This window comes from Blattabacterium cuenoti (genome assembly GCF_014251575.1).
GTDB classification, from domain to species: domain Bacteria; phylum Bacteroidota; class Bacteroidia; order Flavobacteriales; family Blattabacteriaceae; genus Blattabacterium; species Blattabacterium cuenoti_N.
On the sequence record NZ_CP059191.1, the window covers coordinates 168,681 to 192,710 of the forward strand.

The window sequence follows — 24,030 nt, forward strand, 5'->3', positions numbered from 1 at the left end:
CATATAATATTATATGAAAGTGGCTATACTTATTGGAAGTGTTTCCGATAAACCAACTATGAAAGCAGCAGCTGAAATACTAAAAAGATTTAATGTAAATTATACATCTTATGTTATTTCCGCACATAGACTGCCTGATATTTTATCAAATATCATAAAAAAAATAGAATCTGAAGGAACAGATTTAATTATTGCAGGAGCTGGGTTATCCGCTCATTTACCTGGAATTATATCTTCGAAAACTATATTACCCGTTATAGGAGTCCCTATTTATCATTGCGATAATGGATTATTAGGAGGAATAGATTCTCTTTTTTCTATGGTGCAAATGCCAAAAGATGTGCCTGTTGCTACAGTAGGAATAAATAATTCTTATAATGCAGCTTTATTGGCTATTCATATTTTGGCTATAAAAAATAAAGATCTCAAAAAATCTTTGCTAAAATTCAGAATGGAAATAAGAAAAAAACTGGTAAATGAAATAGAGCAATATTTGTGATGATGAGTCTCATAATTAAAAAAAATCTTTCATTAGAAGGGAAAACAAAAAAAATATATACCACTAATAATCCACTTGAAGTACTAATTCATTATAAAGATAGTATAACTGCTTTGGATGGATTGAAGAATCAATTTTTGCAAGACAAAGGAATTTTAAATAATGAAATAAGTACATTAATATTTAAATTTATAAATTCCTGTGGAATTAAAACTCATTTTATACGAAAAATTAATAATCGGGAACAATTATGCCATAAAGTAAATATAATTCCTTTAGAATTTGTTGTTCGCAATATTGCAGCAGGAAGCATGTCTAAACGTTTAAATATTCAAGAAGGAATTCGTTTATTGAATCCTATTTTCGAGATTTTTTATAAAAATGATAAATTAAAAGATCCATTTATTAATGATCATCACGCAGTATTCTTGGGAATTGTTTCTTATGAAGAACTCAATTTTATTTATCGTATTATATCAAATGTGAATAATATTCTCAAAAAATATTTTTTAGATAAAAATATTATATTGGTAGATTTTAAAGTAGAATTTGGTAAAGATCATAAGAATCAGATTTTACTTTCTGATGAAATTAGTCCTGATACCTGTCGTTTTTGGGACAGAAAAACAATGAAAAAGTTAGATAAAGATCCATTTAGAATTGGATTAAAGGAAGAGGTACTTGACATTTATATGGAAATATTAAAAAGGTTAAATGTAAGATAATCCATTAAAATAATGGGGCAAAGATATTCTTTTTCCAAAAAGATGATATCTCAATTATTCCATTCAATTCTGAAAAATAGTTATACTGATAAGTTTCATGATGAATGTGGTGTTTTTGGGATTTATTCTCCTCATAAAGTAGACACCTTTTCTTTAATTCAATTTGGTTTATTTGCATTGCAACATAGAGGACAAGAAGCTTGTGGTTTTTCTGTTTTGCGAGATGGATTTATTATATCTCATAAAAATGAAGGTCTTGTTTTAGATTTTTTTAGAAATATTTCAAATTCCAAATGTTATCACGGTAATGCTGTTATTGGGCATACACGTTATTCTACAGAAGGAGGACAAAGCAAAAAAAATATTCAACCTTTTTTTGGAGAAGATTCCGATGGAAGGAGTATTATATCCATAGTCCACAATGGAAATTTAGTCAATGCTCAAGAGATACGTAAAAAATTAGAATTTGAAGGAGTCCATTTTATATCTGAATACTCTGATTCTGAAGTAATATTACGTCTCATTCAAAAATATTTATTGGAATCTAATAATAATTTAGAAAAAGCTATTCAAAAAACAACTCTAGATATTATAGGAGCTTATTCTGTCATAGTACTTATGGATAATAAAATGGCGGCATTTCGAGATCCAAATGGGATACGTCCTTTGTGTTATGGAATGCTGAATGAAGAAACTTATATTTTTAGTTCTGAAACTTGTGGAATAGATTCTGTAGGGGGATTTTATGTAAGAGATTTATTCCCAGGAGAAATTGTTATTGTAGATCAAAAATCAATTCGATTTTCTATGCTAAAAGAAAAGAAATATACAAAAAAAAGAATATGTTCTTTCGAGTATATTTATTTTTCTCGTCCTGATTCTTTAATTGAAAATATAAATGTGTATGAAATTCGTGAAAAAAGTGGAGAAAAACTTTATGAACAACACCCAGTAGAAGCAGATGTAGTTATTGGTGTTCCAGATTCAGGAGTTCCAGCTGCTATTGGTTACTCTAAAGCATCTGGAATTCCTTTCAAACCTATTTTGGTGAAAAATAAATATATTGGTAGGTCTTTTATTCTACCTAAACAGGATATGCGTGAAAAAATGGTAAACTTAAAATTAAATCCTATATTGGATGAAATAAAAGAAAAACGTATTGTTATTATTGATGATTCTATAGTTCGTGGAACTACTAGTCGAAGATTAGTTTATATTTTAAGAAAAGCAGGAGCAAAAGAAATTCATTTCAGAAGTGCTTCTCCTCCTATCATAGCTCCATGCTATTTAGGAGTAGATACTCCAAGTAAAAAAGATCTCATTTCATACAATCATATTGATCAAAAAAGTATAGCAAAAATTCTAGATGTAGATAGTTTAGAATTCTTAAGCATGGCTAATCTGATAGACATTCTTGGCGGAATTCATTATTGTTTTGGTTGTTTTACGGGAAACTATCCGGTTAAAAAAAAATGAATATAATAAATTATGAAAGAAAGCAATATCACCATATGCAAAATTAATAAAATTTTAAAAAAAACTTATAACAATAGGGTTATGAGTACGTTAGATCATTTTTCTGGATTTTATAAAATATATGAATGTGGATATCAAAAACCTATTTTAGTATCTGGAGTTGATGGAGTTGGAACAAAATTGCGTTTAGCTATCGATTACAAAAAATATTCTTTAATTGGAGAAGATTGCTTTGCAATGTGCGCAAATGATGTTTTATGTCATGGAGCTGCTCCTTTATTTTTTTTAGACTATTTAGCTTGTGGAAAACTAGATTCTTCTATTGTAGAAAAAATTATACAAGGAATAGCTGTTTCTTGCAAAAGAACTAATACCTGTCTTATTGGAGGAGAAACTGCAGAAATGCCTGGAATTTATCAAGAAAATGATTATGATATTGCTGGATTCTGTGTAGGTATTGTAGAAAAAGATCATCTTATAGATGGGAAAAAATTGATTCAGGAGGGAGATATTTTAATAGGACTCCCTTCGTCTGGTGTACATAGTAATGGTTTTTCTTTAATTAGAAATATTTTTTCTACAGAAGATTTTGTGAAATTTTTTCAAGAAAAACCATTTTATGAAACCCTTTTGATTCCAACTAGAATTTATCATTTTACTATTCATATTTTATTAAAAGAATTTATGATTCACGGATTAGCTCATATTACTGGAGGAGGAATATCAGAAAATTTATCTAGAATTCTTCCGGAAAACTTATCAGCTATAATCGAAAAAGAAAAAATTCCTATTCAACCTGTTTTTAATTATATTCGAAAAAAAGGAAATTTATCTGATCAAGAAATGTGGAATACTTTTAATATGGGAGTAGGAATGATTATAATAGTTTCTTTGAAGGAAAAATATTCTATTCTAGATAGACTCCGTTTTTTAGGAGAAAAACCTTTTGTTTTTGGCAGTATTGTGAAAGGAAATAAAATAGTATTTTTGAAATAAAAAATATTTTTCATACACAATGAAAAAAATTGCTATTTTAGTTTCTGGAAGAGGAACCAATATGCAGCATATTTTAAAAGCAATTAAAAACGGGATACTTTCTAATTTTAGAATCAATTTAGTTATTTCTGATAGATGTTGTAGTGCAATTCAGTATGCGTTGAAAAAAAATATAAAAGCCATATCTTTAGAAAAGACTAAAAAAAAATTTCTTTCTAAAGAAATAGACAATTTACTTGTAAAAGATATTCCGTATATTATAGTTCTTTCTGGATTTCTTTCTATACTTGATGCAAAATTTTGTGAAAAATGGAGCGGAAAAGTGATTAATATTCATCCTTCTCTTTTACCAAAATATGGAGGAAAAGGAATGTACGGAATGAAAGTGCATCAAGCAGTTATTAAGAATAAGGAAAAAATATCAGGAGCCACAGTTCATTATGTGACGAAAGACGTGGATGCAGGAGACATAATTTTGAAAAAATCATGCAAAATTTATTTAAAGGAAACTCCAATGTCTTTATCACAAAAAGTTTCTCTCATAGAAAGAGAAATATTAATTCAGTCTATCAAAAGTATTTGAAAAAGAAGATACTTTATTTAAAATCCACTATTCTTACTTATACTCAAAAATAAAATTAGTAGTATGTATTATGAAAAGAGCTTTGATTAGTGTTTATGAAAAAAATGAAAAACTATTTCAATTTTCTAGTTTTTTAGATCAAAAAGGATATCAAATAATTTCTACTGGGGGGACATACCAATATTTAATAAAAAATGGATTGTCTAATGTGATAGAAATATCAGATGTTACTTTTTACCCTGAAATTTTAGATGGAAGAGTAAAAACTATTCATCCTAATATCTATGGAGGGATTCTAGCAAATCGTTCGATTGAAAAACATCTCGAATCTATTCGTTTTCACAATATTCATCTGATTGATATTGTATTGGTTAACTTCTATCCATTTTTTGAAGAAATACGTAAAAAATCTCATTTAAATTCTTTGATTGAATTTATTGACATAGGAGGACCATCTATGCTTCGTGCAGCTGCTAAAAATTTTTTACATGTCACTGCCATTACAGATGATAATGATTATGAATTAGTAAAAAATGAAATTGAACATTATGGATTTCCTTCATTAAAATTGAGAAAAAAATTGGCTGGAAAAGTATTTAATTTTACTTCTGCTTATGATTCTGCTATTTCTCAATATCTTTTGATGGATGAAAAGGATGAAAAATTTCCTATTTATTTACATTCTTCTTACGAAAAGAAAATGAATCTCCGTTATGGAGAAAATCCTCATCAAAAAGCAGCTTATTACATTAATACGATTAATCATGGATCCATGCGGAATTTTCATCAATTACATGGTAAAAAATTGTCATTTAATAATTTAAGAGATATGGATATAGCTTGGAAAGTTGTTTCTCAATTTTCAGAACCTGCTTGTTGTACAGTAAAACATTCCACCCCTTGTGGAGTAGCGTTAGGAAAGAACATCATTGAAGCATTTCAAAAAACTTATTATGCTGATACTATTTCCTCCTTTGGAGGAATAATGGCTGTTAATGTTCCAATAACAAAAGAACTGGCAAAAGAGATTAATCATATTTTTCTAGAAGTTGTCCTTTCACCCAGTTATGAAACAGACGTTTTGAATATTTTAAAAATAAAAAAAAATCTTAGAATTATTAGTATCAATGAACCGATTTCGAATAAACTCGAATATGTTCAAATAGATGGAGGAATATTAGTGCAAGAAGCAGATTATTTTTTTCCTCATGAGGATAATTATAAAATAGTTACTAAAAAAAAATTTACTGATCAAGAACTAAAATCTTTATTTTTTGCTCAAAAAGTAGTGAAATATGTGAAATCCAATGCTATTGTTGTAGCTAAGGGAACACAAACTTTAGGAATTTCTGGAGGACAAACCAATAGAATTTGGGCCGCTAGTCAAGCTATAGAGAGAGCTTTAGAAAAAAGTAAAGAAAATTTAGTTCTTGTATCTGATGCTTTTTTCCCTTTTCGTGATGTTGTAGATGAAGCGGCTCGATCAGGTGGAATATGTGCTATTCTCCAACCAGGAGGATCTATGCGAGACGAAGAATCTGTAAAAGCTTGTGATGATTATGGAATAGCTATGGCTTTTACTGGGAAAAGACATTTTAAACATTAAGAATGATGAAAATTTTAATTATTGGAGGTGGTGGACGTGAGCATGCTATTGGAAAAAAATTATTAGAAGATAATCATTCTGTAAATCTTTATTTTTACCCTGGAAATGGAGGGACTGGAATAATAGGAAAAAATATTGAAAGTCACCACACTCTATTAGAATTAGGTGTTTTCGCTAAAAAAAATGCAGTAGATATAACTATTGTAGGATCCGAAATTTTACTGATAGAAGGAATTGTGGATGTTTTTCAAAATCTTGGATTAAAAATAATAGGACCGCATCATTTAGCAGCTAAACTTGAAGGAAATCGTATTTTTGCTAAATCCTTTATGAAAAAATATGGAATTAGAACTCCTAAATATGACATTTTTTCTTGCTATGAAAAGGCTATCAATTCTTTAGATCAATGTATTGGTTCTGTTGCAATTAAAACAAATGGAATAGCTGCAGGAAAAGGAGTTATTTTAGCTCATAATAAAAATGAAGCTGAAAAAGCTTTAAAAACTATTATGATAGAAAAAAAATTTGGAAAATCTGGAAATAAAATTATCATAGAAGAATTTTTGCAAGGAAAAGAGGCATCTATTATATCTGTTTTCAATGGAAAACATATTATTCCTTTTTTATCTGCTCTAGATTATAAAAAAGTTGGAGAAAATGAAACAGGAATGAACACAGGGGGAATGGGTGCTATTGTTCCGAATCCATATATGACGAATTCTATTTGGATAGATTTTCAAAAAAATATATTAGAGCCTACTTTAGAAGGATTAATTTCAGAAAAATTAACTTTTTTTGGATTTCTATATTTTGGATTAATGATCACTTCTAATAAAGTTTATTTATTAGAATATAATACTCGTATCGGAGATCCTGAAGCTCAAACTTTATTTCCATTAATGAAAAGTAACTTTTTAGATGTTATTCAATCTTATTTTTTTCGTGAAAAAGTATCTATTTCTTGGAAAAAATTATGTTCTTGTTGTGTTGTTTTATCTTCTAGAGGATATCCGGAAAAATACAAAAGTGGAAAAATAATAATAGGATTAAACTCATTACAAGAACCTTTTTATATTGCTGGAGCAAAAAAAGAACAAGGAAATTGGATTACATCAAGTGGACGCGTTCTAAATATGGTAGGATTAGGAAATACGATTCAAGAAGCTAGAAAAAAAGCTTACGATAAAGTGAAAAAAATACAATTCGAAAATTTGTATTTCCGAAAAGACATTGGTTTATAAAAGATCAATATAAAAAAATATCAAAATGAAAAAAGACTTTATCTGCATATTAGATTTTGGCTCTCAATATAGTCATATGATTGCAAGAAGAATTCGAAATCTAGGAGTAGATATTTTATTATGTGATTATGATACTTCCATATCCCATATTTTATCAAAAAAACCTAAGGGAATTATTTTATCAGGAGGACCTTTTTCTGTTTATGATAATGGTTCTCCATTAATTTCTAAAAATGTCTTTCAATTAGATATTCCTATACTTGGAATTTGTTATGGAATGCAACTTATTTCTTTTCTTTTTGGAGGAGAGATCGAAAAATCTAAATTTAAAGAATATGGAAAGTCCTACTTCATTATAGATCATTCCAATAACAATTTATTTTATGGAATACCAAAAAAATCCATTGTTTGGATGAGTCATTTTGATGAAGTAAAAAATATTTCAAAAAAATTTCAAATTATCGGACATACTTCATCTTGTGCTATTGCAGCTTTTAGTCATATCAATAAAGAGATTTATGCTGTCCAATTTCATCCAGAAGTAAAAAATACAGAATTCGGAATATCTATATTGAAAAATTTCGTTTTGAATATTTGTAAGTGTACTCCTAATTGGAATTTGAACAATTTTATAAAAGATGCAATAGATAAAATAAAAAAACGTGTAGACAAAAGAAAAGTGGTATTAGGTTTTTCTGGAGGAGTAGATTCTTTTGTGACCGCTTATATCATTCATCAAGCTATTGGAAATTCTTTGAATTGTATTTTTGTAGATACAGGATTACTTCTAAAAAAAGAAAAAGAAAGAATATCTCTTTTATGTCAAAAAATGAATTTACCTATTAAAATAATAGATGCTAAAAATCGTTTTTTATCTAGATTAATTGGTGTTATCGATCCTGAAATGAAAAGGAAAATTATAGGGGAAGAATTTATTTCTGTGTTCCATAAAGAATCAGAAAAAATCAAAAATGTTGAATTTTTAGCACAAGGTACTATTTATTCGGATATTATTGAATCTTCTTCAAAGAAAAAAAAATTAAGTTATTCTATAAAATCTCATCATAATGTAGGAGGATTACCTGATCCAAAATTCATGAAGTTTAAACTCATTGAACCATTAAAAGAATTATTTAAAGATGAAGTCAGAAAAATAGGACAAGAACTAGGACTTCCAGAGGAAATTTTATATCGTCATCCATTTCCTGGACCTGGATTAAGCATTCGAATTATTGGAGAAATAAATGAAAAAAAGATTTCCATTTTAAAAGAAGCAGAAAGTATTCTTATGCAAGAATTAAAAATCTATAATATTTACAATTCTGTTAGTCAGGCTTTTATCATTTTATTACCTGTTAAATCTGTAGGAGTAATGGGAGATAAACGAACTTATGAATATGCAGCTGTATTACGTGTCATAAAAACAGAGGATTTCATGACTGCTACTTTTTCACATTTGTCTTACGATTTTTTAGAAAAAGTTTCAAATAGAATAATTAATGAAGTTGATGGAATTAATAGAATGGTATATGATATAACCTCTAAACCTCCGTCTACTATTGAATGGGAATGAATTTTTTTTACATCATCATAGAAACTAAGTTGTATATATTTTTCTTTAATTCAGTTCTAGAAGAGATCAAATCTATAAATCCATGATCCATGAGAAACTCTGCTGTTTGAAATCCATCTGGAAGATCTTTTCCAATTGTTTCCTTGATTACTCTAGGACCAGCAAATCCAATAAGAGCTCCTGGTTCAGCTATATTGATATCTCCAAGTAAAGCGTAAGAAGCAGTAACACCTCCTGTAGTTGGATCTGTTAAAACAGATATGTAAGGAATTCTAGCATCCCGTAATTGAGTTAACTTAGCAATTGTTTTAGCCATTTGCATTAATGAAAAAGAAGATTCCATGATTCTTGCTCCACCAGATTTAGAGATTAAGATGTATGGATATTTTTTTTCTATACAACATGTTATCGCTCTAGATATTTTTTCTCCTACTACGGACCCCATAGATCCTCCTATGAATGAAAAATCCATACAAGATATCACCACATCAATTCCTTTTATTTTTCCTACTCCTGTTCTAATAGCGTCATATAAATTTGTTTTTTTTCTAGCCTCTTGAATTCTCTCTGTATATTTTTTATAATCTTTCCATTTTATAGGATCTTTACTAATCATTTTTATATTCATTTCCAAAAAATCACCATTATCAAAAAGAATTTCAAAATATTCTTTGCTATGAATTCTTACATGATATCCGTCTTCTGGACTTACATAAGCATTCTTTTTTAAGGCTTCTGTATCTATAACTTTTCCGCTAGGTGTTCTGTACCATAGACCTTTCGGTAAATCTTTTCTATCGTCTATAGACGTTAAAATATTCTTTTTTTTTCTCAAAAACCAAGCCATGGTTTTATAAAGTATTAATATTATTCATGAATTCAAAATATTTTTTTAGAAGAGTTTTAAAAGATTTTTCTCCTTCTCTTAACCAAACTCTAGGATCATAATATTTTTTATTTGGAAGATGTTTTCCTTCCGGATTTCCTATTTGCTTTTTTAAATATTCCTCATTTTTTTTCATATAATTACGAATTCCACAAGTGAAAGCATATTGCAAATCAGTGTCCACATTCATTTTAACAACTCCATAACTAATAGCTTGTTGTATTTCTTTTTTGGAAGATCCTGATCCACCATGAAAAACTAAAGAAACTGGTTTTTTTTTTGTACTAAATTTTTTACGTATGTACTCTTGTGTTTTTTGTAATATATCAGGACGAAGAATTACATTTCCAGGTCTATAAACACCGTGTACATTTCCGAAAGAAGCAGCTATAATAAAATTTTTGCTAATTTTAATCAATCTCTCATAAGCATAACTAACTTCTTTTGGTTGAGTGTATAATTTATTATTTTCTATGTTTGAATTATCTATTCCATCTTCTTCCCCTCCCGTTACACCCAATTCTATTTCAATGGTCATCTTGCTTTTATTCATTCTTTCGAAATATTTCTCACAAATACTAATGTTTTCTTTTAAAGGTTCTTGAGAAAGATCTAACATATGTGAGCTGAACAAAGTTTTTCCAAAACGATTATAATATTCTTCATTAGCTTCGATTAATCCATCTATCCATGGAAGAATAGGTTTAGAGCAATGATCTGTATGAAGAATGACTGTTGCTTTATAAGATGAGGCTAATTCATGAATATGCATAGCACAAGCTATTCCTCCTTTGATTGCAGCTTTTTGTTTGTTATTATTTAATCCCTTTCCAGCATTGAAAATAGATCCTCCATTAGACAATTGAATAATAACAGGAGAATTAACTTCTGCAGCGGTTTCCATTACTGCATTCACAGTATTAGATCCAATAACATTTACAGCAGGTATAGCAAAAACGTTTTCCTTAGCGTATTCGAATATTTCTCTAACAAGATTACCAGTGGCTACCCCAAAAGGAAATTTTCTAGACATGTGTTTTAAATTTATTTAATTTAAGGATGAACAAATGTAAAAAAAGTATTAATAGGTTAGGTTATAATTCAAAATAGTTTTCACTATTCTTTTTTTTAAACGATTTTATATATAATAATATATGCAAAAATTTTTTCGTAAATTATGTTTATTCCATCTACATTAAAGATATACAACGCTTCAGCCGGTTCTGGAAAAACCTTCTTCTTAGTAAAAAACTACCTTTATGTTCTATTAAAAAGTCCTTATCCTGATGAATTTAAAAGAGTTTTGTCTTTGACTTTTACTAAAAAAGCTTCTGAAGAAATGAAAAAACGTATTCTACAATGCCTTAAAGAATTTTCAAATCAAATAGTTAAAAAAGAGTATTATTCTTTATTTGATCATCTTGTAAAAGATTTGAAATTAACAAAAAATCAATTGTATGAACGTTCTAAAAAAATATTATCTGCTATTTTGCATGATTTTTCTTCTTTTTCTAAAAATACAAGTACAATAGATAAATTCACTTATAATATTATAAGATCTTTTATTTCAGATCGAGAAGTCTACTTAGAAATGGATACCAACAGGTTTTTATTGAAAATTGTAGAAAACCTACTATATAGATTAAAAAATTCAGAAAAATGGTCAAATATTTTGGTTCAATTTTCTTTAGAAAAATTAAAAAAAGGAAAAAGCTGGGATGTAAGTAAAGAACTATTTAAAATAGCTCATCTAATATTGGAAGAAAACAATTTTTTTTATATAAAAAAAATTAAAAGTTATTCTTTAGAAGATTTAATCCAACTGAAAAATACTTTGATAAAAAGAACTAAAAAATTTGAAAAAAAATGCGAAAAACAAGGTGAAAAATTTTTTCTCTTTTTAAAAAAAACTTCTATTCAAAAAAATTCATTTATTCATTCAGATTTTCCAAGACTTTTCCAAAAATTACAGATGAGGAATATATTTTTTAATCCTTTTAATGAACGTCTTGAAAAATATATTCAAAAAAAAGTATTTTATAAATGTTCTGTGCAAAGAAATCAAAAAATATTGATAGAAAAAAATAAAAATAAGATACTTTCATTATATGAAAAAACAAAATCTATATACAAAAAAAATATATCATATTATCTTTTAGATAAACTATTTTTAAAAAACATTAGTATCCTATCAATAATACACGAAGTAGAAAAAGAATTTCATTCTATAAAAAAAGAAAAAAAAATTCTTTTAAATGCAGAATTGAACAAAATTCTTTATGAAAGAATTACTCAAGGAACATTTCCAATGATCTATGAAAAAATTGGAATGCAATATAAACATTATTTTATAGATGAATTTCAAGATATTTCATTTTTACAATGGAACAATATTAGAATTTTAGTTGAAAATGCATTATCTGAAAATGGATCAGCTATGATAGTAGGAGATCCTAAACAATCTATATATAGATGGAGGGGGGGTGACGCAAAACAATTTATGAATATAATTCATTCTAAATTAACAAATTACAGAAAAGAATTAAAAACTTTAGAAACAAATTTTCGTAGTTATGAAGAAATTGTTCAGTTTAATAATTTACTTTATCAATCCATATCTAAAATTTTTCATTCGACTATTTATCGAAATATATATCAAGATTCCAAACAAAAGATATTTAAAAAATCTGGAGGATATGTAGAAATAAATTTTATTAGTAGTTTAGAAAATAAAAATTACAAAGAATATATTTATTTCAAAATAAAAAATAAAATAAAAAAATTATTGGAACAGAAATATGTTTTATCAGACATTGCGATATTAGTTAGAAATAATCAAGAAGGCCATTTTTTATCTGAAAAACTTGTTGAAGATGGGATTAATGTAAATACTTCTGTTTCTCTGCTAATAAAAAATCATCTGGAAATACAAATAATCATAAATTTTTTTTATATTCTTGCTAATCCCCATTATTATCAAAAAAGAGTTACTCTAATTTTTATGTTATTAAAAAACAAATTTATTCGTACTAGAAAAAAATATCATGATTTTATAATGAAAATTATTTTCTTACCACTGGATCTCTTTTTAAAAAAAATTCTGTCAAAAAATTCATTATCATTAAATAAATTATACAATAAATCCATATACAATATATCAGAAGAAATAATTGAAGCTTTTGGATTATTGAATAAACAGAATACTGCATCTATCTATTCTTTTTTGGACTTTGTTTATAGATCTATGAAAAGTGTAGGGAATTCTATTGTAGATTTTCTAGATTACTGGGAATCTAAAAAGGAAAAAGAAAGCATTATTATTTCTGATCATAGACATGCTATTCGTGTTATGACTATTCATAAATCTAAAGGGTTACAATTTCCTGTAGTTCTTATTCCTTTTACGGATTGGAATCTTGATTCTAAAAATCAAGTAGGAATATGGATGGATGTAAGTCCTCATTTATATCATGGATTGAATTCTGTTTATTTGGAAATAGAACCATATTTCAAACGTATTAAACATGATGAAAATATCCGTAATTTTTATGAAGATCATCTATCAAATACTGTATTTGATAATATCAATCTATTATACGTAGCTACTACCCGTTCTATAGAACAGCTAATCTTGTTTTCAAAACTAGAAAATGAAAAATCCGTATCATTTTACATTAAAAATTTTCTTCGTGAAAAGAAAATATGGAATGACAAAAAATATAAGTATTCTTTTGGAAAAAAAGGAAAAAATCATTGATTCATCTCACATGTTTTTCTGCATGATAAGAAGACCGTACTAATGGACCACTTTCTACATATTTAAATCCCATTTTTAATCCAATTTCTTTCAATTCTTTGAATTGTTCTGGAAAAACGAAAAAACGAACAGGATAGTGTTTTAAAGAAGGTTGTAAATATTGTCCCATTGTTAGAATATCTACTTTAGATTTTCTCATATCTTTCATTGTTTCAATTATTTCTTCTTTTGTTTCTCCTAATCCTAACATGATTCCTGTTTTTGTCCGAATATTTCTATTTTTTTCTTTGATATATTGCAGTAATCCAAGACTACGATCATATTTAGCTTGAATACGTATTTTTTTTGTTAATCTGAAAACTGTTTCCATATTGTGAGAAATCACTTCTGGTTTAACATTAATGATTTTATCTATTATTTTTTTTTCTCCTTTAAAATCAGGGATTAAAGCTTCTATTGTTATGTTTGGATTTAAATATCGTACTTTTTGTATGGTTTTTACCCATATAGAAGACCCCATATCTTTTAAATCATCTCTATTGACAGAAGTTAATACGGCATGTTTAATTTTCAATATCTTTATAGACTCTGCTACTTTATTTGGTTCTTTCCAATCCACTTTTTCAGGACGTCCTGTTTTTACTCCACAAAATCTACAAGATCTTGTACAAATATTTCCCAATATCATAAAAGTAGCTACACCTTTTCCCCAACATTCTCCTATATTAGGACAACTTCCACTTTGACAAATCGTATTCAATTTATGCAAAGAAACTAATTTTTGTAATTCATGATAATTTTTATTCATTGATAATTTTACTCTTATCCACTTTGGTTTTTTGCGAATGATATTCATAATTATTTTTTTGTTTTTATTTTATCTTTATTTATGCAATAATATTATAAAAATCAATTTTTTTTGATAAATTTGTTGATGCAGGTATGTTTTTAACATGGAAGTATTCGTAAGAGATATAGCTGATAAATTAGAAAATCTAGCGCCTATAGAATATGCAGATTCTTATGATAATGTTGGATTGATAGTAGGATCGTTTCATCAAAAAGTAATAAATATACTAATCACTTTAGATCTTACTGAGGAAGTTTTCTATGAATCTATCAATAAAAAGTGTAATTTAATAATATCCTTTCATCCTATCATTTTTAAACCCATAAAAAATATAACTGGAAAAACATTTTCAGAAAGGGTAATAATTTCTGCATTAAAAAATAATGTGTCTATTTATGTTATTCACACTAATTTGGATTTAGTCTGGGAAGGTACTTCTGATTATATATCCAAATTGTTAAAAATCAATAAAGAAAAAGTCCTTATTCCAAAAAAAGAAACTATAAAAAAAATGATCACTTATGTTCCAGTTAATTATGCAGAAAAAGTAAGAAATTCTTTATTTGAAGTAGGAGCTGGAAATATTTCTAATTATAGTCATTGCAGTTATAATTTCGATGGATTTGGAAGTTATATGGGAAACAAGAAAACCAAACCATTTTCTGGAAAAAAAGAAATTTTTCATATGGAAAAAGAGACTTGTATTGGTGTTATTTTCCCCTCTCATAAATTAAATCTTATCAAAGATGCTCTTTTTAAAAATCATCCATATGAAGAAATAGCTTACGAAATTTACAATATTGAAAATGTTAATCCTTATATAGGAATAGGTTTTATAGGATCTCTCGTGAAAGAGATGAATGAATATGATTTTCTTTTTTTTCTAAAAAAGAAAATGAATTTTCCTTGTATTCGTCATTCTCATTTTACAGAAAAAAAAATTAAAAAAGTAGCTATGATAACAGGTTCAGGACGTTTTGGAATAGAAACCGCTATCAAAGAAAAAGCTGACGTTTTTATATCCTCTGATTTAAAATACCATGATTTTTTTAAATCTGAAAATAGAATATTGATTGTAGATGTCGGTCATTATGAATCCGAAAAAATCACTAAAAATTTATTAAAATCTTTTTTATACAAAAAATTTACTTCTATTTCTATTTATGAGTCAGAAGTTCATACTAATCCAGTTAAATATATTCATTAATGGGCCATAAAATACAAGAAACTATCACTGTAGAAGATAAATTGAGGGCATTATATAACCTTCAATTAATAGATTCTCGTATAGATGAAATACGAAAATTTCGTGAAAATATTCCCATGGAAATAAAAAGTTTGGAAGAAGAATTAGACCAAATGAAAAAAAATTTAGAAAATGTTCATGAGGAAATCCTTTCCATAAAAGAAAATATAGATAAACAAAATAAAAATATTCAATCTTCAGAAACATTGATTAAAAAATATGATCAACAAAAAGATAATGTAAAAAATCACAAGGAATTATATTCTCTTGATAAAGAAATTGATTATCAAAAACTGGAGATTCAGTTATCCAAAAAAAGAATCAAAGAATTGAATGTAAAAATTCACAAAAAAGAAGAGATTCTAGGGGAAAAAGAAGATATTTTAAATAATAAAAAAGAACATATTTTTCACAAAAAAAAAGAATTGAATAAGATTCTCTTAGAAAACGATAAAGAAGAAAAAATTCTTTTGGAAAAATCTTTGTATTTTTCTAAAAAAATTGATATTCGTTTGTTACAAACCTATAAGAAAATAAGGAATGGAGTGAAAAATGGAGTGGCTGTTGCTCCAGTACAAAGAGGGGCTCCATTGGGTTCTTATCTAGCAATCACACCTCAAAAATATTCAGAACTGATACAAAGAAATAAACTTTTAATAGATGAACACAGTGGAAGAATATTAATAGATTCTGAATTAGCTGAGGAAGAAAATAAAAAATATTCTGTTCTTTTTTCTAAAAAAAAGAAAAAATAATAAATAAAATGGTACTAACTTATTCTTCTAGTGAAATTAAAATTCAAATAAAAGATTTTAACTTGTTAGAAGTTTCTTCAGGAAAGAAGAGATTTTTGAAAGATTTTTTTTCGGATACAGCAACTGTAATTATGTTTATTTGTAATCACTGTCCGTATGTAAAACATATTAATGCAGAATTAGTACGTTTATCTACCGATTTTATTCCGAAAGGAATTTCATTTTTAGCTATCAATTCTAATGATGCAAAAAAGTATCCGGAAGACTCACCGGAAAATATGAAAAAAGCACATTATCAGTTAGGTTATCCTTTCCCTTATTTTTTCGATGAAACACAAGAAGTCGCAAAATATTATTGCGCAAAATGTACTCCTGAATTTTTTATCTTTTCCGGAAAAGGAAATTTATATTATCATGGTCAACTAGATGATTCTAGACCTGGAAATGAAATACCAGTGACAGGTTTTGATGTAAGAAATGTATTAAAAAATATTTTGAAAGGAAAAAATATAAATCAAACTTATAAATTAAGTTACGGATGTAATATCAAATGGAAGACATAAGATTTATATGATAATTAGGAATAATATTTAAAAAATATTCAATGGATTCAGATAGACTTTTTTCTAATATACCTCCTGCTGCATTTTTATGTCCACCTCCTCCAAAATGCTTTCTGGAAAACAGATTCACATCAAAACTTCCTTTAGAACGAAAAGAAATTTTAATTGGATATTTTTTTCTTTCTTCAAAAAAGAAAACAGAAAAAACAATATCTTTTATACCTAGTCCATAAGTAATAATACCTTCAGTATCTCCTTGTTTGTATGAATAAAAATTCATATCCGAAGCATTGATACTTGTATAAGCTGTACGATATTTTTTTATTACTTTTAATTTTTTTAAGGCTTTAGATAATAATTTTAATTTATTTTCATTGTATTTTTCTTGTAAATGATCATAGATATTATCTATATCAATTCCTTTTTCTATTAATTTTCCGGCAATAAAATGAGTTTCTGAAGTAACGGAAGGAAAACGAAAAAAACCTGTATCAGTCATTAAACCAACATATAAACAAGTGGCTATTTCTTTATCTATTTTGTCTAAATGATTCATTTCAGATATAAACCTGAAAACCAAAATGCTAGTAGCTGAAACGGTTGAATCAGAAAACATAAAATCGAAGCGAAATGGAAAAGGATGGTGATCTATTAGTATTTTTTTTGCTTTTGAATATAAAAAAAATTCTCTTAAGTTTTTTATTCTTGATAGATTATTAAAATCTACAAAAAAAACATAATCAGAATTTACAATTTTTTTTTTTACTAAAGATTTAGTTTTTTCTGAGAAAACAAGAATATTATCAGTTCCTGGAAGCCATTGAAAAAATTCAGAATATCCTGTTGGAGATATTAAATCCACATCATGTCTTAGTTTTCTCAAATAAAATAAAAGAGCTAAAGAGGAACCTAAAGCATCTCCGTCCGGATTATTATGTGGTAACAAAACAATTTTTTTTTTATTTTTTCCATCAATACTAGAAAACAACATATATTTATTATTTTTTTTTCAATCCTAATTCTTCTCCTTTTTTTAACATAAGAAGATAAGCAGAATGAAATTCATTAGATATTTTTCCTTCTAAAATAGAATCTTTAATAAAATTTTTTATAATCCCTATTTTTTTGCATGGATCAATCTGAAAAGCCTTCATGATATCATTTCCTGATATAGGTGATTTCCAATTTTTAATTTTATCTCTTTCTTCTAATTTTTTAATCCTTTCCATAAGAAGATAAATATTTTTTTGATATTGTTTTCTTTTTTCTATATTATTAGTGGTAATATCAGCAATACACAATTTTATTAAATCTTCTAGATCTTTACCAAGATCAAATAATAATCTACGGATAGCAGAATCTCTAGTCCTATTTCCTATTAACGCTATGGGTTTATAACTATATTGAATCATCTTTTTCACATATTTCATAGTCCCCCCTCTTGGAAGTTTTAAACGTTGAAATATATTTGTAACCATTTTTGAACCTATAAATTCATGATCATGAAAAGACCAACCTATTTTTGGTAAAAATTTTTTGGTATAGTATTTTCCTATATCGTGAAGTAATGCAGCCCATCTTAACCAAAGTGAACTGTCTTTTTCTTTGCTGATATTATCCACTACTTGCAAAGTATGATAAAAATTATCTTTATGTTTACATCCGTTTTTTTCTTCTATTCCTTTTAACAAAGTTAATTCTGGTAATATAATTGATAATAATCCAGACTTATATAATAACAATAATCCTATAGAAGGCTTTTCAGATAATAGAATTTTATTAAATTCTTCTATAATTCTTTCTGTAGAAACAATATTTATTCTGTTTTTATTTTTTTGAATAGATTTAAATGAATATTTTTCAATTGTAAATTGAAGTTGAGTCGCAAATCGAATAGCTCGCATCATTCTCAATGGATCGTCAGAATAAGTAATATCTGAATCTAATGGAGTTCTTAATATTTTTTTTTTTAAATCTGACAACCCTCCAAATGGATCTATCAATTCTCCATAATTATCAGGGTTTAAACTAATAGCTAAAGCATTGATTGTAAAATCTCTTCTATTTTGGTCATCTTGTAACGATCCTAACTCTATAAAAGGGTTACGACTAGATAAATGATATGATTCTTTTCTGGATCCAACAAACTCTATTTTTTGATTATCATATTTTAACATGGCAGTTCCAAAACGTTTAAATATCTTTATTATCGGATAAGGCTTAATATATTTAGAAACCTCTTTAGCTAATCTAATTCCCTCTCCTACAGTCAAAATATCTAAATCTTCTGATTTTTTTTCCCCCAGCAAAAAATCTCTAACATAACCTCCCACCACATAACTATCTTGTTTTATTTTCTGAGAAGAAAGGCTTACGATACGAAATATTTTTTTACTAAGAGCAGATGATAAATTCATGTTAGTTGATTACTTACTAACTACGTAATATTTTTACCTTATCTGAAACAATTTTGATAATAGAAGAACTACTATAATTAGCTCTTTTTTCCCTACGAAAATTAACTGCATAATCTATTCTTTTTAAAATAGAAGGACTAATTTCAGAAAAAGATTTAGGAGTAGAAAATCCTGATAAATTTGCAGAAGTAGAAATAATAGGTCTATCAAAATTTCTGATTAAACAAACACAAAATGGATCATATGTCAAACGAACAGCTAAAGTATTGTCTTTTTTCAATAAATTAGATGCTATTTGATTCACATGATCATACACTATGGTGATAGGTTTATTTTTTTTTGCAATATTATCAACAATAATTTTTCTAGTAAAATCAGTAATCTCTCCTACCAATTGACGTAAACGGTCCATTTTTTCTACCAAAACAATCATAGACTTAGAAAAAGTTCTATTTTTGATTTTACATATTTTCCTTATAGCCTGAATATTAAAGGCATCACAACCCAACCCCCACACAGTATCTGTAGGATATAATAAACTTTTTCCTTTTTTTAATATTTCTACACTTTTTTCTATTTCTTCGTGAAAAGACATCTAAATCACTAAATTATGAGTTCTTAACGCTTCATTTAAAGATGTTTTTTTATCTGTGCTTTCTTTTCTTTTTCCTATAATCATAGCACATGGAACATAATATGTTCCTGAAGGAAACTTTTTTGGATAAGATCCTGGAATTACCACAGAATATCTAGGAACAACTCTTTTTATCTCAATAGCTTGATTATTAGTTACATCAAAAATTTTAGTAGAATTGGTTAAAACAACATTTGCTCCTAAAACAGCACCTTTTTCTATCCGAACTCCTTCTACCAAAATACATCTAGATCCAATAAAAACATCATCCTCAATAATAACAGGATAAGATTGTAAAGGTTCTAGGACTCCTCCTATTCCAACTCCACCGCTTATATGTACACGACAACCAACTTGAGCACAACTACCTACTGTTGCCCATGTATCTATCATGGTTTCTTCTCCTATATATGCGCCTATATTGACGTAAGAAGGCATAAGAATAACTCCAGGTGATATATATGAACCATAACGTGCTATAGCATGAGGGACTACGCGAACCCTCTTTTCTTTAAATTTATTTTTTATAGGTATTTTATCATAAAATTCTAATGGACCTAATTCTATGACATTCATATTTTTAACAGAGAAATACATTATAATTGCTCTTTTTACCCATTCATTGACTATCCACTTTCCATTTAAAAAATTAGAGACTCTAATTAATCCATTTTCTAAATGGTCAATAACCTGAATTACTATATTCTTGATATTTTCGTCATCGATCCACGAACTTTTTTGATTCCAAGCTTTTTCTATCTCTAATTTGAGTTTGTTCACTTTCATAAAGGTTGATTGAAAACAAAAGTAGTAAAATAAAATAAGATAACAAGTATATATTTGTTATAACAATTACAAAAATGGCAAAAATATTGGGAATAGATTATGGAAAAGTGATAACAGGTTTATCTATAACAGACAATGAACAAATATTCGCATTTGGATTAGATGCTGTTCCAACTAAAAAATTAATGAATTTTTTAGAATCTTTTTTATCTCATGAAAGAATAGATGAAATAGTTATAGGTTTGCCAAAAAAATTAAACAATCAAAAAGAGACATTAATAGAAACAGATATTCAAATATTTATAAATAAATTTCGTATAAAATATCCTCAAATTTTGATAAAAAGATTAGACGAACGTTTTACATCTAAGATGGCTTTTAATACTATGATAGAATTAGGTTTAAAAAAAAAAAAAAGAAGAAAAAAAGTAATTTTAAACCAAATTAGTGCCACTATTATTTTACAGTCTTATCTCGCAAAAAAAGAAAAAAAAAATTAATTTATGGTATTGCCTATAATTCTTTATGGAAATCCTATTTTAAGAAAAAAATGTGTAGACATAGATTTTTCTTTCTGCAAAAAAAAAATCAATCAATTAATAAAAGATATGTTTGAAACTATACATCAAGCAAAAGGAATAGGATTGGCTGCTCCTCAAATTGGAAAAAATATACGATTATTTATAATAGAAACTCCTTATTTAGATGGGAAAGATCTAAATAATTACAAAGAAGTTTTTATTAATGCTAAAATATTAAAAATTCATGGGAAAGAGTACAAATTTAATGAAGGATGTCTTAGCATTCCTGGAATAATGGGAAATGTAAAAAGAAAATCTAATGTTTTGATTGAATATTATGATCATAATTGGAAAAAACAAAAGAAAACCTTGACGGGAATGTGTGCTAGAGTTATTCTTCATGAATATGATCATCTTGAAGGAAAACTTTTTATAGATTACTTTTCTTCCATGAAAAAAAAAATAATAGAAAAAAAATTGATTAGTTTATCAGAAAAAAATTCTTCATGAAGAAAGATGATCTACTATTTTTTTTAAAGTATTTGGCTCATTCATAGAAAAATAAGAAAGTATTTTTCTATTTATTTTAATTTTTTTATCGGATAATTTTTTCATAAATTCAGAGTAAGATATTCCATATTGACGGACTCCGGCATTAATGCGTTGAATCCAAAGAGATCTGAAATCTCTTTTCTTTTTTTTTCTTCCTGAAAAAGCATAAAAAAAAGATTTTTCTACGGCATTTTTAGCAACTGTATAAACTTTACTCCTTGATCCATAAAAACCTTTTGCCGATTTTAGTATTTTTTTTCTTCTTCGTCTAGAGGAAACTGAATTTGTAGATCTGGGCATAATTTTTATATCTGTTTTTTGATATTCTGTTGATCTGATTTATTCAATAGAGTAAATTTAGAAAGATGACGTTTTTTCTTTTTTGATTTTTTAGTTAAAAGATGATTTTTGAATGCATGTTTTTTTTTTATATGTCCATTCGCCGTTTTTTTAAATCTTTTTTTTGATCCTGATTTTGTTTTTAATTTTTTCATAATATTGTACGTGCATAATGTTAAAATTTTTTTGGAGCTAGGATCATATACATTCTTTTTCCTTCCATAACCGGCATTTGTTCTACTTTTCCATATTCCTCAATTTCTTCTGCAAATTTTAACAATTTTATTTTACCTTGATCCTTGTATACTATTGAACGACCTTTAAAAAAAACAAATACTTTCACTTTGTCTCCACGCATTAAAAATTTCTCAGCACTTTTGATCTTAACTTTTCCATCATGATCACCGATTTGTGGACCAAATCGGATTTCTTTAGTATTCACTTTAATTTGTTTTGCTTTAAATTGTTTTTTTCTTTTTTTTTGTTCATATAAAAATTTTTTATAATCCAGTATTTTACATACTGGAGGATTCAATTTTGGATTAATTTCAACCAAATCTAATTCTTTTTCTCTAGAAAATTGAATAGCTTTTTGGATAGAGTAAACTCCATTTTCTAGAGAAGAATCTCCTACCAAACGAACTGTTTTTGAGTCAATATTTTCATTAATTCGATGGACCTCTTTTTTTTGTGGCAATGGTCGAAAAATTCTCTTTTTCTTATTTCCTCTTGAAAATTTCTTTTTTATAATAGTTTAGTTTATTATTGTTTTAGTTTTTAAATTAGTTTCATTAAAAATAGCTTCTATTCCCTTAGAAATAGGAAACGTTCCTATATGTCCTAACCCATGACGTCGTAACGAGATCATTTCATTTTTCTCTTCTTTTTCTCCCAAAATAATCATATAAGGAATCTTATTGTCTTCAGAATCCCTAATTTTTTTATTAATTTTCTCATTTCTGCTATCAACAAATACTCGGATATCATAGTTTAATATCAAATTTAAAATTTTTTTTGCATAAATTATATATTTATCACTTATAGGAAGTATGACTACTTGGTTAGGAGCCAGCCAGAATGGAAGATTTCCTCTGGAATGTTCTATTATAATGGCAATAATTCGTTCCAGTGAACCAAAAGGGGCCCTATGTATCATGACTGGACGACATTTTTCATTATTTTTTCCTTTATAATATAAATCAAACCTTTCAGGCAAATTATAATCCACTTGAATTGTTCCAAGTTGCCAACTTCTTCCTAAGGAATCTTTAATAATGAAGTCTAGTTTTGGTCCATAAAAAGCTGCTTCTCCATAATTCAGAGATGTTTTTATTTTTTCTTCTTTGACTACTCTCAATATAGCTTCCTCTGCTTTTTTCCAGTTTTTTTCTGATCCTATATAATTATCTATTTTTTTTGTATCTCTAAGAGAGATTCTAACTGTATATTCAGAAAAACCTAGACAACGAAATACGTAAAAAACTAAGTTGATAACTCTTTTAAATTCTTCTAGTAATTGATCATAAGTACAAAAAATATGTGCATCATCTTGAGTAAAACATCTAACTCTAGTCAAACCATGAAGTTCTCCACTCTGTTCATAACGATATACTGTTCCAAATTCTGCAAAACGTTTAGGAAGATCTCTATAAGACCATTCTTGAGAACGATAAATTTCACAATGGTGAGGACAATTCATAGGTTTTAATAAAAATTCTTCTTCACGGGGAGTCTGAATAGGTTTAAAATTATCTTTTCCATATTTGCTCCAATGTCCACTTCTAACATATAATTTTTTATGTCCAATATGTGGAGTTACTACCATTTCATATCCAGACTTTCTTTGAATATCAGTTAAAAATTCTTCTAAACTTTTTCTAAAAATTGTCCCTCTAGGTAACCACAAAGGTAATCCACTTCCTACCCTATCAGAAAAAATAAAAAATTTTAGCTTTTTACCTATTTTTCTATGATCTATAGTATCTTCTTTTAAAGGGACTGATTTATCCATGAAAAAAAGTTACA

General features: G+C 27.1%; 25 protein-coding genes. 14 read left to right on the plus strand and 11 right to left on the minus strand.

Going from position 1 to position 24,030, the window contains the following annotated elements:
- Positions 1 to 13: 13 nt before the first annotated feature.
- The 8 genes from purE (at position 14) to guaA (ending at position 8,699) form a co-directional block, all read left to right on the plus strand.
- Complete coding sequence (gene purE / locus H0H67_RS00785; protein ID WP_185859447.1) at positions 14 to 499, plus strand: 5-(carboxyamino)imidazole ribonucleotide mutase; 486 nt, start codon at positions 14 to 16, stop codon at positions 497 to 499.
- A 2-nt stretch (positions 500 to 501) separates the two neighbouring features.
- Entirely contained in the window at positions 502 to 1,224 is a 723-nt protein-coding gene (gene purC / locus H0H67_RS00790; RefSeq protein WP_185859593.1) for a phosphoribosylaminoimidazolesuccinocarboxamide synthase, read from the plus strand.
- Positions 1,225 to 1,266: 42 nt separating this feature from the next.
- Positions 1,267 to 2,700, plus strand: a complete 1,434-nt coding sequence (purF, locus tag H0H67_RS00795; protein ID WP_185859594.1) for an amidophosphoribosyltransferase — start codon at positions 1,267 to 1,269, stop codon at positions 2,698 to 2,700.
- Between the two features lie 12 nt (positions 2,701 to 2,712).
- Positions 2,713 to 3,696, plus strand: coding sequence for a phosphoribosylformylglycinamidine cyclo-ligase (gene purM, locus H0H67_RS00800; RefSeq protein ID WP_185859448.1), 984 nt, complete (start codon positions 2,713 to 2,715; stop codon positions 3,694 to 3,696).
- Positions 3,697 to 3,715: 19 nt separating this feature from the next.
- Positions 3,716 to 4,279, plus strand: a complete 564-nt coding sequence (locus H0H67_RS00805; protein ID WP_185859449.1) for a formyltransferase family protein — start codon at positions 3,716 to 3,718, stop codon at positions 4,277 to 4,279.
- A 70-nt stretch (positions 4,280 to 4,349) separates the two neighbouring features.
- Entirely contained in the window at positions 4,350 to 5,885 is a 1,536-nt protein-coding gene (gene purH / locus H0H67_RS00810; RefSeq protein ID WP_185859450.1) for a bifunctional phosphoribosylaminoimidazolecarboxamide formyltransferase/IMP cyclohydrolase, read from the plus strand.
- 5 nt (positions 5,886 to 5,890) lie between these two features.
- A complete protein-coding gene (gene purD, locus H0H67_RS00815) occupies positions 5,891 to 7,126 on the plus strand; it encodes a phosphoribosylamine--glycine ligase (protein WP_185859451.1) in 1,236 nt (411 codons plus the stop codon).
- A 25-nt stretch (positions 7,127 to 7,151) separates the two neighbouring features.
- Complete coding sequence (gene guaA / locus H0H67_RS00820; protein WP_185859452.1) at positions 7,152 to 8,699, plus strand: glutamine-hydrolyzing GMP synthase; 1,548 nt, start codon at positions 7,152 to 7,154, stop codon at positions 8,697 to 8,699.
- Positions 8,700 to 8,706: 7 nt separating this feature from the next.
- On the opposite strand, the gene accD is transcribed toward guaA, so the two are convergent.
- The gene (gene accD, locus H0H67_RS00825) at positions 8,707 to 9,546 is read right to left on the minus strand and encodes an acetyl-CoA carboxylase, carboxyltransferase subunit beta (RefSeq protein WP_185859453.1); all 840 of its coding nucleotides are present in this window, start codon (positions 9,544 to 9,546) and stop codon (positions 8,707 to 8,709) included.
- A 4-nt stretch (positions 9,547 to 9,550) separates the two neighbouring features.
- Entirely contained in the window at positions 9,551 to 10,618 is a 1,068-nt protein-coding gene (gene fbaA, locus H0H67_RS00830; protein ID WP_185859454.1) for a class II fructose-bisphosphate aldolase, read from the minus strand.
- 144 nt (positions 10,619 to 10,762) lie between these two features.
- Between fbaA and H0H67_RS00835 the strand changes: the two genes are divergently transcribed.
- Positions 10,763 to 13,342 (plus strand): UvrD-helicase domain-containing protein, encoded by a 2,580-nt coding sequence (locus H0H67_RS00835; RefSeq protein WP_185859455.1) that lies wholly within the window; start codon positions 10,763 to 10,765, stop codon positions 13,340 to 13,342.
- Position 13,343: 1 nt separating this feature from the next.
- On the opposite strand, the gene lipA is transcribed toward H0H67_RS00835, so the two are convergent.
- On the minus strand, positions 13,344 to 14,198 hold the full coding sequence (lipA, locus tag H0H67_RS00840; protein WP_185859456.1) for a lipoyl synthase: 855 nt from the start codon (positions 14,196 to 14,198) through the stop codon (positions 13,344 to 13,346).
- A 97-nt stretch (positions 14,199 to 14,295) separates the two neighbouring features.
- Here lipA and H0H67_RS00845 point away from each other — a divergent pair, with 97 nt between their 5' ends.
- Genes H0H67_RS00845 through H0H67_RS00855 form a run of 3 tightly spaced genes read left to right on the plus strand, consistent with a single transcriptional unit; the run spans position 14,296 to position 16,756 of the window.
- The gene (locus H0H67_RS00845; RefSeq protein WP_185859457.1) at positions 14,296 to 15,399 is read left to right on the plus strand and encodes a Nif3-like dinuclear metal center hexameric protein; all 1,104 of its coding nucleotides are present in this window, start codon (positions 14,296 to 14,298) and stop codon (positions 15,397 to 15,399) included.
- Positions 15,399 to 16,193, plus strand: a complete 795-nt coding sequence (locus H0H67_RS00850; RefSeq protein WP_185859458.1) for a zinc ribbon domain-containing protein — start codon at positions 15,399 to 15,401, stop codon at positions 16,191 to 16,193. Before H0H67_RS00845 ends, H0H67_RS00850 begins: the two co-directional genes overlap by 1 nt.
- A gap of 8 nt (positions 16,194 to 16,201) precedes the next feature.
- The gene (locus H0H67_RS00855) at positions 16,202 to 16,756 is read left to right on the plus strand and encodes a thioredoxin family protein (RefSeq protein ID WP_185859459.1); all 555 of its coding nucleotides are present in this window, start codon (positions 16,202 to 16,204) and stop codon (positions 16,754 to 16,756) included.
- Here H0H67_RS00855 and H0H67_RS00860 read toward each other — a convergent pair.
- Genes H0H67_RS00860 through H0H67_RS00875 form a run of 4 tightly spaced genes read right to left on the minus strand, consistent with a single transcriptional unit; the run spans position 16,740 to position 20,593 of the window.
- A complete protein-coding gene (locus H0H67_RS00860; RefSeq protein WP_185859460.1) occupies positions 16,740 to 17,747 on the minus strand; it encodes a DHH family phosphoesterase in 1,008 nt (335 codons plus the stop codon). The genes H0H67_RS00855 and H0H67_RS00860 overlap by 17 nt on opposite strands.
- 7 nt (positions 17,748 to 17,754) lie before the next feature.
- Positions 17,755 to 19,173, minus strand: a complete 1,419-nt coding sequence (locus H0H67_RS00865; RefSeq protein WP_185859461.1) for a CCA tRNA nucleotidyltransferase — start codon at positions 19,171 to 19,173, stop codon at positions 17,755 to 17,757.
- Between the two features lie 16 nt (positions 19,174 to 19,189).
- Complete coding sequence (locus H0H67_RS00870; protein ID WP_185859462.1) at positions 19,190 to 19,768, minus strand: L-threonylcarbamoyladenylate synthase; 579 nt, start codon at positions 19,766 to 19,768, stop codon at positions 19,190 to 19,192.
- A complete protein-coding gene (locus tag H0H67_RS00875) occupies positions 19,769 to 20,593 on the minus strand; it encodes a 2,3,4,5-tetrahydropyridine-2,6-dicarboxylate N-succinyltransferase (protein ID WP_185859463.1) in 825 nt (274 codons plus the stop codon).
- A 74-nt stretch (positions 20,594 to 20,667) separates the two neighbouring features.
- On the opposite strand from H0H67_RS00875, the gene ruvX reads away from it, so the two are divergent.
- Together ruvX and def are read left to right on the plus strand one after the other, a co-directional pair.
- Complete coding sequence (gene ruvX / locus H0H67_RS00880) at positions 20,668 to 21,093, plus strand: Holliday junction resolvase RuvX (protein ID WP_185859464.1); 426 nt, start codon at positions 20,668 to 20,670, stop codon at positions 21,091 to 21,093.
- 3 nt (positions 21,094 to 21,096) lie between these two features.
- Positions 21,097 to 21,624 (plus strand): peptide deformylase, encoded by a 528-nt coding sequence (gene def, locus H0H67_RS00885; protein WP_185859465.1) that lies wholly within the window; start codon positions 21,097 to 21,099, stop codon positions 21,622 to 21,624.
- Here the strand turns inward: def and rplT are convergent.
- From rplT to thrS, 4 genes are read right to left on the minus strand one after another with little or no spacing between them, the layout of a single operon-like run.
- Positions 21,619 to 21,966, minus strand: coding sequence for a 50S ribosomal protein L20 (rplT, locus tag H0H67_RS00890; RefSeq protein WP_185859466.1), 348 nt, complete (start codon positions 21,964 to 21,966; stop codon positions 21,619 to 21,621). The two genes, def and rplT, sit on opposite strands and share 6 nt — an antisense overlap.
- 5 nt (positions 21,967 to 21,971) lie before the next feature.
- A complete protein-coding gene (rpmI, locus tag H0H67_RS00895) occupies positions 21,972 to 22,160 on the minus strand; it encodes a 50S ribosomal protein L35 (protein WP_185859467.1) in 189 nt (62 codons plus the stop codon).
- Positions 22,161 to 22,180: 20 nt separating this feature from the next.
- Positions 22,181 to 22,702: a translation initiation factor IF-3 gene (gene infC, locus H0H67_RS00900; RefSeq protein WP_185859468.1), complete on the minus strand. Its 522-nt coding sequence runs from the start codon at positions 22,700 to 22,702 to the stop codon at positions 22,181 to 22,183.
- A gap of 57 nt (positions 22,703 to 22,759) precedes the next feature.
- Positions 22,760 to 24,016 carry a threonine--tRNA ligase gene (gene thrS / locus H0H67_RS00905; RefSeq protein WP_185859469.1) on the minus strand — a complete coding sequence of 419 codons (1,257 nt, stop codon included), beginning with the start codon at positions 24,014 to 24,016 and terminating at the stop codon, positions 22,760 to 22,762.
- Positions 24,017 to 24,030 lie beyond the last annotated feature (14 nt).